At 33.7% G+C, this 13,968-nt stretch carries 16 protein-coding genes and 1 tRNA gene; 6 read left to right on the plus strand and 11 right to left on the minus strand.

Going from position 1 to position 13,968, the window contains the following annotated elements; genetic code table 11:
- Nucleotides 1–187 precede the first annotated feature (187 nt).
- The 5 genes from AB674_RS07485 to AB674_RS07505 form a co-directional block, all read right to left on the minus strand.
- Complete coding sequence (locus AB674_RS07485; RefSeq protein ID WP_047775312.1) at nucleotides 188–613, minus strand: GtrA family protein; 426 nt, start codon at nucleotides 611–613, stop codon at nucleotides 188–190.
- A 1-nt stretch (nucleotide 614) separates the two neighbouring features.
- Nucleotides 615–1,301, minus strand: a complete 687-nt coding sequence (locus AB674_RS07490; RefSeq protein ID WP_047775313.1) for a CDP-alcohol phosphatidyltransferase family protein — start codon at nucleotides 1,299–1,301, stop codon at nucleotides 615–617.
- Nucleotides 1,302–1,454: 153 nt separating this feature from the next.
- Complete coding sequence (locus AB674_RS07495; protein ID WP_047775315.1) at nucleotides 1,455–2,261, minus strand: phytanoyl-CoA dioxygenase family protein; 807 nt, start codon at nucleotides 2,259–2,261, stop codon at nucleotides 1,455–1,457.
- 219 nt (nucleotides 2,262–2,480) lie between these two features.
- Nucleotides 2,481–3,269 carry an SDR family NAD(P)-dependent oxidoreductase gene (locus AB674_RS07500; RefSeq protein ID WP_047775317.1) on the minus strand — a complete coding sequence of 263 codons (789 nt, stop codon included), beginning with the start codon at nucleotides 3,267–3,269 and terminating at the stop codon, nucleotides 2,481–2,483.
- Between the two features lie 151 nt (nucleotides 3,270–3,420).
- The gene (locus AB674_RS07505; RefSeq protein WP_047775319.1) at nucleotides 3,421–4,119 is read right to left on the minus strand and encodes a hypothetical protein; all 699 of its coding nucleotides are present in this window, start codon (nucleotides 4,117–4,119) and stop codon (nucleotides 3,421–3,423) included.
- Nucleotides 4,120–4,304: 185 nt separating this feature from the next.
- Here AB674_RS07505 and AB674_RS07510 point away from each other — a divergent pair, with 185 nt between their 5' ends.
- From AB674_RS07510 to AB674_RS07520, 3 genes are all read left to right on the plus strand, one after another.
- Nucleotides 4,305–4,880 carry a Crp/Fnr family transcriptional regulator gene (locus tag AB674_RS07510; RefSeq protein ID WP_047775321.1) on the plus strand — a complete coding sequence of 192 codons (576 nt, stop codon included), beginning with the start codon at nucleotides 4,305–4,307 and terminating at the stop codon, nucleotides 4,878–4,880.
- A gap of 117 nt (nucleotides 4,881–4,997) precedes the next feature.
- Entirely contained in the window at nucleotides 4,998–5,669 is a 672-nt protein-coding gene (locus AB674_RS07515; RefSeq protein WP_047775323.1) for an NADPH-dependent F420 reductase, read from the plus strand.
- A gap of 10 nt (nucleotides 5,670–5,679) precedes the next feature.
- Nucleotides 5,680–6,165, plus strand: coding sequence for a YybH family protein (locus AB674_RS07520; RefSeq protein WP_131701524.1), 486 nt, complete (start codon nucleotides 5,680–5,682; stop codon nucleotides 6,163–6,165).
- A gap of 229 nt (nucleotides 6,166–6,394) precedes the next feature.
- On the opposite strand, the gene AB674_RS07525 is transcribed toward AB674_RS07520, so the two are convergent.
- From AB674_RS07525 to AB674_RS07535, 3 genes are all read right to left on the minus strand, one after another.
- The gene (locus tag AB674_RS07525; protein ID WP_047775325.1) at nucleotides 6,395–6,754 is read right to left on the minus strand and encodes a hypothetical protein; all 360 of its coding nucleotides are present in this window, start codon (nucleotides 6,752–6,754) and stop codon (nucleotides 6,395–6,397) included.
- A 244-nt stretch (nucleotides 6,755–6,998) separates the two neighbouring features.
- Nucleotides 6,999–7,403, minus strand: coding sequence for a hypothetical protein (locus tag AB674_RS07530; protein WP_047775327.1), 405 nt, complete (start codon nucleotides 7,401–7,403; stop codon nucleotides 6,999–7,001).
- A gap of 176 nt (nucleotides 7,404–7,579) precedes the next feature.
- Nucleotides 7,580–8,074: a hypothetical protein gene (locus tag AB674_RS07535; protein ID WP_047775328.1), complete on the minus strand. Its 495-nt coding sequence runs from the start codon at nucleotides 8,072–8,074 to the stop codon at nucleotides 7,580–7,582.
- A gap of 600 nt (nucleotides 8,075–8,674) precedes the next feature.
- Here AB674_RS07535 and AB674_RS07540 point away from each other — a divergent pair.
- From AB674_RS07540 to AB674_RS07550, 3 genes are all read left to right on the plus strand, one after another.
- Entirely contained in the window at nucleotides 8,675–9,466 is a 792-nt protein-coding gene (locus tag AB674_RS07540) for a polysaccharide lyase (protein ID WP_047775330.1), read from the plus strand.
- Between the two features lie 557 nt (nucleotides 9,467–10,023).
- Nucleotides 10,024–10,938, plus strand: a complete 915-nt coding sequence (locus tag AB674_RS07545; RefSeq protein ID WP_047775332.1) for an N-acetylmuramoyl-L-alanine amidase — start codon at nucleotides 10,024–10,026, stop codon at nucleotides 10,936–10,938.
- 186 nt (nucleotides 10,939–11,124) lie between these two features.
- Nucleotides 11,125–11,198, plus strand: a tRNA-Arg gene (locus AB674_RS07550).
- A 69-nt stretch (nucleotides 11,199–11,267) separates the two neighbouring features.
- Here the strand turns inward: AB674_RS07550 and AB674_RS07555 are convergent.
- The 3 genes from AB674_RS07555 to AB674_RS07565 are packed head-to-tail and all read right to left on the minus strand — an operon-like array spanning nucleotide 11,268 to nucleotide 13,820.
- A complete protein-coding gene (locus AB674_RS07555; protein ID WP_047775334.1) occupies nucleotides 11,268–12,269 on the minus strand; it encodes an NADP-dependent oxidoreductase in 1,002 nt (333 codons plus the stop codon).
- A gap of 17 nt (nucleotides 12,270–12,286) precedes the next feature.
- Nucleotides 12,287–13,162: an SDR family oxidoreductase gene (locus tag AB674_RS07560; RefSeq protein WP_240478070.1), complete on the minus strand. Its 876-nt coding sequence runs from the start codon at nucleotides 13,160–13,162 to the stop codon at nucleotides 12,287–12,289.
- On the minus strand, nucleotides 13,119–13,820 hold the full coding sequence (locus AB674_RS07565) for an SDR family oxidoreductase (protein ID WP_047775336.1): 702 nt from the start codon (nucleotides 13,818–13,820) through the stop codon (nucleotides 13,119–13,121). The genes AB674_RS07560 and AB674_RS07565 overlap by 44 nt, the downstream gene beginning before the upstream one ends.
- Nucleotides 13,821–13,968: the final 148 nt, after the last annotated feature.

Consider the following 13,968-nt stretch of genomic DNA (forward strand, 5'->3'; position numbering starts at 1 on the left):
ATTTTAACACATAGAGACATAGTTCACAAAGCTTAAAAAGGCGTTACACTTAAAATAAATCGCATAAGCTATGTGTAAAAATTATGATTTTCTTAAAACACGTCAAATTGTAAATCAGAATCTATGTTTCTATGTGTCAAAAAACATTTAGTTTAATTGCAACCAACGGATTATTTATAGGCCAATTCTATTCGGTTACATTCTGTTTTTTGTTTACTTTAAAAACCCAATATTTAATTAGTGGGTAATTGAATCCGTAAGAGACAAAACTATCCGTGATTAATCTTCCGATTCTATAATCGATTTGAAATACTTTTTGTAAAATAAACGTACCAAATGATTTTAAGGTGATACTTCCCAATACAACCAACGCAAATTTAAAAAGCTGACTATTGATGTGGCTACTATAACCGGATTGGTTTTTAAATACCCAAAATCTATTGATACTGAAATTGACAATCGCGCCAACGGTTCCGGAGATTAGAATAGAAAAGGTAAAATGCAATTTAAATACTTCTGTCAATAAAATCATTAAGCCATAATCGGTAATACCCCCTAAAAATGCCGCAACTTGTGCTTGCAGAAAAATGAAAATAGATTTTCTCTTGAACATATTAGTCTTGAGTTTTATCCCTTAAATCACCTAACTTTAAAAGTTTTATACTGTCAATAGTATTGATTATAAACAGTATGATAGAGATTAAACCAGCCAAATAGGTAATGGATCCGTGAAATAAAACTTCTATAATTAAAATTAAAGCAATAATAAATCTAAGTTCTGTTGGACCAACAAAACCGGAATCTATACGATATTCATTTGTAATTTTGTAGCGCAACTGGCTGATGATGATAGACCAACCGTACAATGCGACAAAAGCAAAGGCTACTATTTGTGTGCCGTTTTCAGCATAAATGTAGTAGCCAAATCCTATCAGTAAAATACCAATCCAATCGGCAATAATATCGAGTGCAAAACCATACCAGCGACGTGGAATATTTCTATAATAAGCCAATCTTCCATCTAAAGAATCGCCTAACCAATTTATAACCAAACCAATAATACCGAGAAGCAAATACCAATTGGTGAAATAAGTACCTAAAGCAAAAGCTAAAAAAATTAACCCCGAACCAAGTGTACCAATTAAGGTGAGTACGTTTGGCGAAATGAATTCAGGCACCTTTGGAAGCAAAAAAACGATCGTTAACTGTTCTACTCTTTTTAGAATATTAGTTCGCTTACGGTCTGAAAATGTTCTTTGTACAATTGCACTATACACTTCAATCTGTGTTTCTTTCCCCATTAATAGCCTAATATTAATACGCCTGCTAGTATAGGCAGTTCTAGTTTTACAATTTTTAGTTTTATTTTTCTTTGGGTATTTTTAAAAAAGTCGGTGGTTCTTTTTAGCTTACCTGATCTAACCAGATAACTAAATGCAAGTACAATCAGCATATTATTTAACAATACCTGCAAAACGTTGATAGAAAACCGTTGGGCTATTCTCGTTTTTAGGAGCGTACTTTCCTGCTATAATTGGAATATAAACCACTCTCCTCCTACTTTCTTCGCCACGGATAGATGATTCTGCAACTCTGTGCCACAGACGGCCATCGTGAATGGTTAAATCACCGGCTTCGGGATTGATGGAAATTTCCTCAGGATCGGGTTTGTTATCTAAAAAGTACTTTTTGCGGAAAAGCATTTGATAAACACTTTGTTTGTGAGTGCCCGGAATGATTTTAAGACCGCCATTTTCGGGTTGTAAAGTGCTTAAGTGAATCCCCACATTTAACATCGGGTTTAATTTTCCGCCATAAAAAATATCTCTCAAACCATCTGTATGCCAGCCCATTTTTGTAAACTTACTTTCCGGCCCATTGATATAATGATTGAAAACCATTCCGTCTTTTTCTTCCGTACCTAATCTTGCGTCATCACCTGCCAATTCTAATAAACTATTGAATCTTGGATCAAGTAAAAGACCGCTTAAGGTTTGATGATGTTGATTGATAAAAGCAAAACGTTGTACAATAGGTGAACCATCTAAATCTTTTCCAAATTTAATTGGAACACCGTTTACCTTTTTAAGATCGTTGTCAATCCATTCTTGCTCCACTTGTTTCGAGGCAGCAATGATTGATGAAACAGTTTCCGGATTTATAAATTTTTTGAAGTGGATAAAACCATAATGGTTAAAAAAGTTAATTTGCTCGTCAGTTAATTGCTCAGTAAGAGTAAAGGTTTTGTAAGAAGATACCATAATATATAGATTTAATAAATGAAAGAATAACGTTTGAAATTTTATCTAAAAGAGTTGCAACAGCAACAACACATTCGCATGTTGGCGTGCATTCGGTTTTCAGATAAATTAAACATATTTTTTTTATTACACATGTTCTATAGAATTAGTAGATATTAAGCAAATGTAAGATAATTTCACTTACGCAAAGAATATTTTTTTTATTTTTTTTTGAAAAAGTTAAATTTTATAAATCCCGGCTGCCGTTTTTTCGATGAAAGCCTTTGGTAGTATGCGGTTGGCATAAACCGAAATGATATTTGTAAAACCGGGAATAACTTCCGATTTTCTGTTGAATATGGCTTTTACTGCAATTTTAGCAACTTCATCAGGTTGCATATTGAACTTTTCAGCCATTTTGCTAAAAGCATTTAAACCAGCTCTGGCAGCAAAACCTGTATCAACCGGACCCGGACTAAAACAGCTTACTGAAATTGAAGTTGTGGCAAGTTCGAAACGCAAGGCACGGGTAAACGATAAAACAAAAGCCTTTGTAGCTGAATAAACAGCCAGCGTAGGTACAGCTTGGTAGGCAGCAGTACTCGCTATATTTAAAATGTAGGCTTGTTTTTCTTGTGAAAGGATGGGTACTAATAAATGTGAAAGTTCTACAACTACATTCATGTTAAGTTGCATCATACCAAGCTGATCGGTTAGAGAAGACTCACTAAAATTGCCCCACACACCATAACCGGCATTGTTAACTAAAAAGCCAACCCGATAGTTATTCTCTTTTATCCAATTGGTGACTTTTAACGATGCATTATTTATCGACAGATCAATTGATAAAACAGGAGCGTTGATGCCGTATTTAACTTGAAGATCATCAGATAGTGCTTTTAAATCCTCCTCACTTCTTGCGACAAGTAATAGTGGATAACCTTGTTTGGCCAATTCATAAGCAATAGCTTTTCCAATCCCTTTGCTGGCGCCCGTAATTAAGGCATACGGTTTCGTTTTTTCGTTCATTTGATTAATTTAATGATCAAATATAGAGATTAATTGTAAACTGTTAGGTCTGCAACGTACATAATGGTTCCCTCCTATCTCTCTGTTTTTAATTAGAAAATGAAAACAGTCAAAATCAAGTTGTTAAACTAATAAAGAATTAAAAAAATCGCTAACAAATTAACAACAACCTATACTCCCCTTCCTTTTCTATTGGTGCTCTGTGAATACAGGGTAACACTTGCTGCTCCGGATGATCTACGGCCAGTCGCCAAAGATGTACTAACCCTAAATTAATAGGCTTCACGTCTGCAAGTGCTTGATAATGCAAATCAAAATAGTTTTCCTTCAGAAAGTCTTCGAATTCTTCTGGCGGTCCATCATGCAGCTCTTTTAACTTTGTTCGGACTTCCGGAATTAGTACTTTTTGCTCTGCTTCCGAATTAGAAATAATATCACTTGCCGCACCATGATAGGTACATAAAAAAGTATCTGTCGCAATTGGCGAACGATCAACATGAAACGAATACACATCAGTTGATATGAAATCAAATTCATCATCGCGTTCGTAACACTTCAATAAATTAAGGGAAGGCGAAGCGCCAAAATCAGTTAGTAATTGTAAATCATTTAAGATTATTTCCCGTGCTATACTCCCCTTTTCTGAGAGTTGGAGCGCAATCAGATCTTCAGCGTAAACTTCTGTTATATTTCCTTTTATACTCAACTGCGCTACAACATCGTTAAAATCACCATCCGAACTTCTGTGCCAGCACAATGCATTCATTTCTCCCTTGAAATCGGTTTGTACAAGCTCGGAGAAAGTTGATACTAATCCAATTTGGTTGTTGTTGAATAATGTTTTGCTCATGGTATGATATTAGGAAGGTAGTTGCTTTATGTTTTGCAAAATTATGTAATCGTAGTCACTTGTTGCTTTTTAAATTGTTTTTTATATTCATAAAATTTGTACCTAATCGAAAAAACTCGCATCTTTAATCTTTAAAATTGCCATGAACCCAAATTTTACAGGCAATCCTACAAGACATAAGACTAATGGAAAATATAGTTAGACACTTTGACAAATATCTTTCTTTGGATGAAAACGAGAAAGAGGCCTTACTGAGCCGCTTGGTCGAGCGTAAAATAAAACGCAGACAGTTTATTTTGCAAGAAAGTGATACCTGCAAATATTTTACTTATGTTGTTGAAGGTTGTTTTAAAATGTACGGCGTTGACAAAACTGGCAAGGAACACAATCTCTTGTTTGCAACTGAGAACGATTGGATTGCTGATATTGATAGTCTGCATAAAGAAAAACCTTCTAAACTTTATATTGAAGCGATTGAACCTTCTACAATTCTGCAAATATCTAAAGGAGATCTTTGGTATCTCTATACGAACTATCCTAAGTTTGATAGAAATTTTCGCGTAATTATTGAAGACAAATACATTGAACTTCAGAATCGATTGTTGCAGACTTTTAGTTCGACAGCCTATGAACGATATGAATTTTTCCTGGAGCAATATCCAAAACTTTCCATGCGATTGCCCAACACGCAAATAGCATCCTATCTTGGAGTAACACCTGAATTTCTAAGCAAAATCAGAAACGATAGAGCGGGGAAATAACACTTACCCTTAAGCTACATTAAGACTATTTCTTAAAGTAGTTCATAGACATGAGCGAACACATCATCGCATCTTTGTATTGTTAATAATGACATAACAATTTAATACAAAGATAAAATGAAAAATTCATCACCAACTAAAGTAGCTATAATTGGACTTGGAAACATAGGCATAGCTCTTGCAACAAACCTTACTAAAGGCAATCACAATGTAATTTTAGCATCAAGAGAATTCGAAAAAGCTAAAAAAATTGCCACTACTCTTGGAGCTACCGCTACCGCCAAAACGATTACTGAGGCTATTAATGAAGCCGATGTAATTATTCCTTCCATCGGTTTCAATCTCATTAAAGAGTTTCTTAAAAACTATAATGATGCCCTTTCAGGAAAAATAATTATTGACGTTTCGAATCCTATTGCGCCAGATGGAAATGGTGGTTTCAAAAAAATTATTGATGAGAATGAATCAGCGGCAAAAATTCTTTCTGCCTTATTACCTGCTAATGCTAAACTGGTAAAAGCATTCGGAACGCTGGGTGCCGAATCACTTAAGAACGATGCATTTAAAAATCCTTTCAAAATGACTTTATTTTATGCTTCAGACAACACAAACAGTAATTCTCAAATTGAAGAGCTCATTTCAAGTGCCGGTTTTGAACCTCTGCATATTGGTGGAATTGACCAAAGTATACGCATTGAAGTCTTTGGTGATCTGCATCAGTTTGGAGCATTAGGTAAGACTATTTCACTTGAAGAAGCAAAAGCAGCAGTTACAAAATTACAACTATAAAAATAAAAGAATGAAGAGAATTGCAATTAGCGTAGTGCTTTTGGTAGCGCTCGTAGCCTGTGAAAACAAAGTAAAAAATAATTCAAACAATTTAAATAAAATTACCATGAATACTCCAATAGAAAAATCAGCAATTGAGAAAGTGCTTTTCTCTTATCGTGATGCGCTGAATGCATCAGATGTTAATAAGGTGTTACCGCTTTATACCAATGATGGCGTTTTTATGCCTTCAGGCGCACCATCGGCAATTGGGCAGGAACAAATAAAAAGTTCTTATGAGTTCGTTTTCAAGACAATTCAACTAAACATTCAGTTTTACATTGACGAAATCCAAGTCAATGGTGACTTTGCTTTTGCTCAAACAACATCAAAAGGAACCACTTTAATTCACGCCAATGGACAAACAGTTCCAGAGGAAAATCGAGAGTTATTTGTATTTGAAAAAGTAAACGGACAATGGAAGATTGCTCGCTATATGTTCAATAAAATAAAATAATAAGAGCCCAATACTAACATCTTTACGCCAAAAGGACAATTCTACTCCCTTTGGCGTGAAGATATATCAACTTAAATACTCTTTTTTATGCAATTTAACCTGCTTTAACCTCTGCATAAGAGAGGGGGTTATTTTTCTTAAATAGCGCTACTATTTTAAATAGTTTGCTTTTATGAATTTTAGATGAAATAATTTGCTGCCAATATCTGATATATTATTCAAAATTCCTTTAATAGTTATAAAACGAAAAAGGGATTATACCATTAGGCTGTTGAATATAATAAATTTTATATTTATCATTTATTCTCCTACTAATAGTTAAACTTTTTGAATATTGATCCTTAGAAACTTTATCTCCAATTGAAATTCCTAATTTGTCAAATTCATTAAATATGTAACTTGCGAAAAAATATTTATTGTTAAGACTGTCGTAAAACGTTAAATCTCCTTTAGCATCTATTTCAATATTAGCTATTATAAAATCATAGCTCTTACTGTATTCTTGACGTGATTTTATAAATACATTTATAAAAATAAATCCAACAACAGTTATTAAAAAAATTATTAATAAAAATATCTTTTTTTTCATGTTAAAGATTATTTTTTAGTTCCTAATGAAGGTGTTGAATGGAAGCTCCTCCGGGTTATCCGAGAGAGGCATATCGGATTAAAAGGAGTACCATTAATCCCTATAGATGCCGTTAAGGACACTCTCCGTCTGCTGCATCAAACGAATTTCTTGTGTAAGATTAGTCTAACAAGACATTTGAAGCTAGCCCTTGAGATTATTCCCGCTCGGACCAGTTAAAGAAGCATGACTTCCAGATTCTGGATTAATTCTCATCATAAGTAATTGGCCAGCTCATTTTTTCTAATTCACTTTCAGTAAATTGGTAATGTTTCAATATCATATTATATTTTACAATGGTATCCCAAGGGGTATTTTCTATTACATCTTTATCAAAAATAAAAAGTTGTACCGTTGGGTTTCTACTAAACATGCTCATTGTAAAAGCATATATATCTCCTGGATAAATTTTATAGGCTGTATTTTTACCAGGTATATTAACTATACTTTTCAAACTAGTATCAGGATAGGAATGAGATACGCCCCAATATATCAATTTTCCTGAGTTGTTTTTTACATTAAAATATTTTCGATATCGATTTTCATCACAGCTAGCGAACAGGATAAAACCTGTTATTAAAAGAGATGTTGTTTTTAATATATTTTTCATTTATATTTCTTGTTTAGGTAGCCATTTAAATTTTGACACGAAGTTATTTCGTTATATTTCAATATTTGGTACTAATTGTTTATACTTTAAAAATTCAAATCAAACCAATCATTGTAATCACCGTCAAAAATAGGGTGGCTTAAGTAATCACAATTATCAAAATCTGATACATTACCCTATTGTCCATTAGCCTGAATATCTAATTCTTTCTTAATACCTATTAAAATACGGTCTTCAAACAGTTTTTTTTCTTTTTTATTTTCAAAAAAGTCAAGATCGTTATTTATGTCTTTCCAATTACCAATATTTAGACCATTATTAATAGATATAAAAGAGAATTCTGTTGAATTTTCACCTGTAGAACTAATTAAAGTATATATAACCTTATTTTCTTTTTTATAATAAAAATAAAAGCGATACCAATTTGAAGTTTCTGATTTTGATTCATCTTTTAAATCCCAAGAACCTTGATTTTCAATTGACACTTTTGGTACAATATAGTCCTTGTTTTTCTCTTTAAATCTTAAAATTGCGCTCTTAACAGTATCAAATTTATATTGAAGTTCATATTTCTCTGCATACGGATAGCTACCCGGTGCAAATTTATTGCCCAAATAAAATAATAAAGTAATAGAGAAAATTATAATTACTAAATAAGTTATTTTTTTCATCCTATATAAATAGTAATGTCTGTGTATACTTGGAGAATTATTTACTCCTTGATTACTGTATTCGTACCCTATTTTTGCTTTTCCATATTCGTTAAACTGTGCTAGAGAAAAAAAAATGGGATGAGATCACGACAATTAGCGGTGTTTTCGTTATTAATAATTTGCTAAAATTTCATCGTAATTACACTGTTAAATTATGTTAATTTTATTTTTTAAGGCGCAAAGATATGCAAATCGCAATATAAATTATAAACGTGCGTTTTTTTATGTCCCATTTAAATTATAAAGTCTTCTCTTATAAAGTAATACAGAAAATCAGAATTTTGGATAGTAAGTAGCAATAAATGAATTCCATTATTGCTATTCCTACCAACAAAGTAACTTTCAAGGTCTATTCATACTTGATTCCAAAAAAATACATATAATACATAAATAGGATTTTTCTGTACCCAGAATCGTACTTTATTGCTCCCCCTGAGAACTATTATTAAGCAACTTTGCAACATCACTTCATTGCGTAACAAACGTAAATGTGATACGTAACAAGCATACAATTAACCTATTAACCATTAATTATTTACTAACCTTAAACCTTTAAAAATGAAAAAAATCTTAAAATTAACAAGTTTATTATTTATTACAGCAGTAGTGTTTACTTCCTGCGAAAAGGAACAAGATTCAAGTGAGCCTCAAAGTAATAACAAAGAGATGTCGCGAAACGGTAACAAAAGCGAACCGGAAATTGTCAGCAAGGATGCCACAGATGGCGCAGTATTACAAGGTTCTGCAGGAGCCAGAACAATTACCTTGCAAACCAATACACTATCATGTCCCGGTGGTTTGTGTACCTCGTATGGTGTTTGGTCGGGTGATGTTTACTCGGTGTGGTTTACAATGAAATTTAATTCTGGATTTTATTGGAGCAGAGGCGGTAAATGCGGATATGGTATCCTGATTGGGGATCAGAATACAGGTGGTGACCCGGGCTGGGACGGGAATGGCGGTAGTGCCCGATTTATGTGGTACTGCCCTAGCGGATCGAACACTGCCAAGGGAAGCGGGGCGTATCTTCAGCCTTACGTTTACTATAAAGATCAACCCGGACAATTTGGTAATGATTTTGGGAAAAAATATTACATCCAAGAAGGCGTGACATACAACTGTCAAATATCAGTTAAGTTGAATACCGGATCCAATACTAACGGATACGTCAAATATTATGTAAATGGTACGGAGGTGTTGAATCAAAGCATTCGCTGGGTAACTAACGACGCTAAACGAAATGTTAATGCAGTAAGTCTTCACACCTTCCGTGGTGGCAGTCAGAGCTACTGGACAGCTCCTGTGACTAGCTCTATTTCTTATCCTAGTGCGTCTTGGGATGCGCAATAGTGATTATAGGCTTTAAGATCTTTTAGCCAAAATAAATAAAAATCGCACATACAAACAAGGTTACTACCAATAACATCGGTAAGGCTTTATTGAGAAAAAGGCATTTTATAAAGGAACATTCTAAAAGATGTTCCTTTTTTTTGCTTCTTTTTGAATGAAGTAAGTCAAAAAGGGTATAAACCCCCTTTTACAACTTCGCATATATTCTTATTTTTGAGCAAGTTATAGATAGATTGATCGCAATCTGTAAACTGTAAATTCTTCTTTGAATCTTTTTTCTTTCGTATTATAAAGAGAAAGAAAATACACTATACGCCTTCCTTTTGAGTCTTTTGTGGACCAAGTCCAAAAGTTGTGGAGAAGTAAAAATCTCGCAGAGTTGCAAAATCGCAAAGTTTTAATGAAAAAGTAAAACGTAAAGGCTGCACACCCCTACCCTAAACTGCTTATACAACTATTCAGATATGCTGATTATAAATGTTCATAATCTATTTTTCATACCCCAAACTGAATGTTAGACAAAAAAAACAGTATTAATTTTAAAAACGAAAGTGATCATGGAAATAAAAAAAGATTGGCTGGTTCCCGATACAGTCACAGATAAAATAAAAAAACTGGTTTCTCCAAACGCCCGTTATACTATAGTGCCTAAGTTTTTGGTTATTCATTATACTGCCGGTGATACTGCAGAATCTGCTTTAAATTGGTTTATGACTCCGCAAGACAAAGGAAATCCGGATCGAATTGCAGCGCATATTGTGGTAGATGTTGATGGTAGTATCACACAGTTGGTTCCCTTTAACAGAAGAGCCAATCATGCCGGTTACAGCGTGTGGGATAAAGTATCGGGATTTAATGATCATTCCATAGGGATCGAAATTGTTAATCCGGGTTATTTAGAAAAATTAACTGACGGAAGCTACCGCCGACGCGTTGGAACTGACAAAAATAAAAAACCGGTTTACAAGACCTACCCCGCTACTATTGCATCAAAACTGCATGTGGGTAACCATAAACACAAATTTTGGACCGATCCTGACAATCATCTTTGGTTCAAATTCCCTAAAGCACAATTAGATGCCGTATACAAACTATCCGGTTTACTGATCAGTCAATATGAACTCACTACGGCTATTGGTCATGATGATATTTCACCGGCTCGAAAACCCGATCCGGGACCGGCATTCCCATGGGACGACTTTAAAATTGCCGTATTTGGAAAGACAGATACGGTTGGTAAAATCTTTAAGGTCACAGAAAATGGAACTAATTTTAGAAGTGGTCCCTCGAAAGAAAATACGCCTATAAAAAGTCTGAAAAAGGATTATGAAGTAGGTCTCATTGAAACCAACGGTTCCTGGAACAAAGTTTATCTGGTGAATGACAAAAAAGACGTCGTTAATTCGGATGGAGGCAGTAAAAAAGAAATTGGATGGATACATAACTCCTTATTGGTTTTAAAGGATATTTAGCTATTTAGTTGCTTTTCAAAGCATTAATCATGAAAAACGTTTATAGAAAATCCTATTTCAAAACCACATAAAAAAAATCTGTCGTATCAGGGTTGTTTTCCTTGTTTATCTCACATTTATGTCTATCTTTGCACCCGCGATAAGCGCTCAAGGAAAGCTACTAAATGTAGTTTAACTGAGAAAAAAGGCCTCGTGGCGCAACTGAATAGCGCACTTGATTACGGCTCAAGAGGTTACTGGTTTGAATCCAGTCGAGGTCACAAAAACAAAAGCTCAATTCTTTCGAATTGAGCTTTTGTTTTATGTATTATAATAAACTGTTGTCAATTTTAATTAACCTTAATCACAACTTTCCCTTTAGCACGCCCGCTTTCTACATAAGTCATAGCATCGTTAGCTTTATTAAATGGAAATACTTTGTCTACTACCGGGCGTATAATTCCAGAATTGATGAGTTCTGTAATTTGATGAAGCTGCTCCCCGCTTGCTTTCATAAAAAGAAACGAATAATATACTCCTAATCGTTTTGCTTTTTTCTTGGTACTGTAACTCAGAAAAAACATCACTATTTTTAGTACGGTATTGAGTCTAAATTCTTTTGCAAATTCCGGATCTGGCGGACCTGAAATTGATATTAGTTTACCTCCCGGTTTTAATATCCGAAGGGATTTTTCCAGATTGACTGCGTCTTGACTGTTTAAAACAACATCATAATTTTTAAGAATGGTTTCAAAATCTTCTTTTTTGTAATCAATAACAATATCTGCACCAAGGCTTTTTACCAATTCAATATTTGTAGTGCTGGTTGTTGTGGCAACTGTAGCTCCTAAATGTTTGGCCAGCTGAATCGCAAAGGTTCCTACGCCGCCAGAACCTGCCTGAATAAATACTTTTTGTCCTTTTTTTAAAGCGGCTTTTTCAACTAATGCCTGCCAAGCTGTTAACCCAACTAACGGAATTGAGGCCGCTTCTTCCATCGAAATAGTTGTTGGTTTTAGTGCGGCATCATTTTCATTAATGGCAATAAATTCAGCAAAAGTACCTATCTTAAAATCGGCTGGACGCGAATAAACTTCATCTCCTATTTTAAACTTCTTTACTCCAGAACCTGTTTTTACCACAACTCCTGCCACATCATGACCTAAAATAAGCGGCATTTTGTAAGGAAGCATGGCTTTAAATTCACCACTTTTTATCTTAGAATCTAGCAGATTTACTCCGGCTGCACTTACTTTAACCAAAATATCGTTTTCTTGTAGTTTTGGCTCCGGAACTTCGACCAGAGTCATACCGTCTTTAGGTTTATAACTCTTTATTATAAATGCTTTCATATGATTTTATTAAGTGATTATTTTTGTAATAATTTATAGCTGTTTTTAGGGTTAACTAAAGCATACGCTAATTGAGGAAAGAATCTATTTAACAAATACAAAACTTTTGTATCTCCTATTCGAATCGTATAATGATCTTTCTTTAAGGCATTTATAAACTCTTTCACAAACTCTTCTGCTGTTAGTTTTTTACCTGTTCTATCTGCAGTCATTTCGGTAGCAACAACTGGAGGAAGAAGTTCAAATACTTTTACACGACTGTTTAAAATCTGTAAATGTTTACGCAGCGATTCTGTATAAAAACCTAATGCCGCTTTACTCGCAGAATACGTTGGTTCTACAATTGAAGGTACATAACGAAGAAGTGAGGTTGTATTAATAATGGCGCTTTCTCTTCGTGATTGGAGCATATCCATAAAAAGATTATTTAAGCGAATTACGCCAAGATAATTAACCTCAATTTCATAAGCAGCATTCTTACTATGTCTTTCATCTGTAAGAGCTAAATTTAAAAGCGGACTTAACACTCCTGCATTATGATATAAAATATCAATTCCGCCCAATCCTTTTATATGATTGAAAAGAGCAATCGCATCTTCTTCCTTTCCCGCATCACTTTTTATAGTAATTAAACTTGAATGCGCTTTTTTTGCACTATCAAGCTTCTTTTGATTTCTACCCGTAATAATAACTTTTGCACCTTGCCGCAAGAATTGTTTTGCAGCCTCAAGACCTATTCCAGAACCTCCGCCAGTAATTAATATCACTTTATCCTTTAGTACCATAATTTTACATTTTTCTATTAATTCAATCTCTAATGAAAGATTTAGATCTAAGTTATTTTCAGTTTTATAATTTATCTGCGAACTTTTTTGATTCTCCAACCAAAACATCAAATTGATTTTTCTCTAATGCCAAGAATAATTCATCTGCAACTTCTGAAGGTGGAATCCCGTTTGCACCACCAATCTCAGCAGAAAATTCTGTATTTACCAAAGGTGGATAAACTTCATAAACATTTAGAGTAGGATTTTCTTCAAATGAATCTCTTAAACCTTGTGTATAAAGATGTAATGCAGCTTTACTTGCAGAATAAGTTGGCAGGTATTTATTTCCTCTAAAAACTGCAATCGAAGTAATATTTACAATTGCTGCATCTTTTTGCTGTACTAAATGAGGCAATACCAATTGTGTGAAATCGATAACACTTAAATAATTCGTATTAATTTCCTGAAATGCTTTTTCGGCAGCATTATTTTTGCTGTCGCTTAAATCATTCATAAAGGCAGCACCGGCATTATTGATGATAATATTTACCTCAGGATATTGTGTTGTTAATTCTTTTGCAATTCGAATACGATCTTCTGCTACAGATAAATCTCCTTGTATTGCAACAGCATTGTCTAATTCTTTCAATGCGTTTTGTAAACGTTCTTCATTACGCCCGTTGATGATCACTTTATTTCCTACGGCACTTAATTTTTTTGCAAATGCTAATCCAATTCCAGCGCTACCGCCTGAAATAAATATTGTATTATTTGTTGTTTTCATTTTGTTATTTATTCAATTGTTAAATATTTAAATTATAATTTTATACTTTTTAGTATATTTTATACTCAAAAAAAAGATTAAAGGCTTTAATTTTTCTTCATTTAAAAACTATAAAATATACTAAAAAGTTTATTTTAAGCCAAAAAAA

It is taken from the genome of Flavobacterium sp. ABG (assembly GCF_001027725.1).
Taxonomy (GTDB): Bacteria; Bacteroidota; Bacteroidia; order Flavobacteriales; family Flavobacteriaceae; genus Flavobacterium; species Flavobacterium cupriresistens.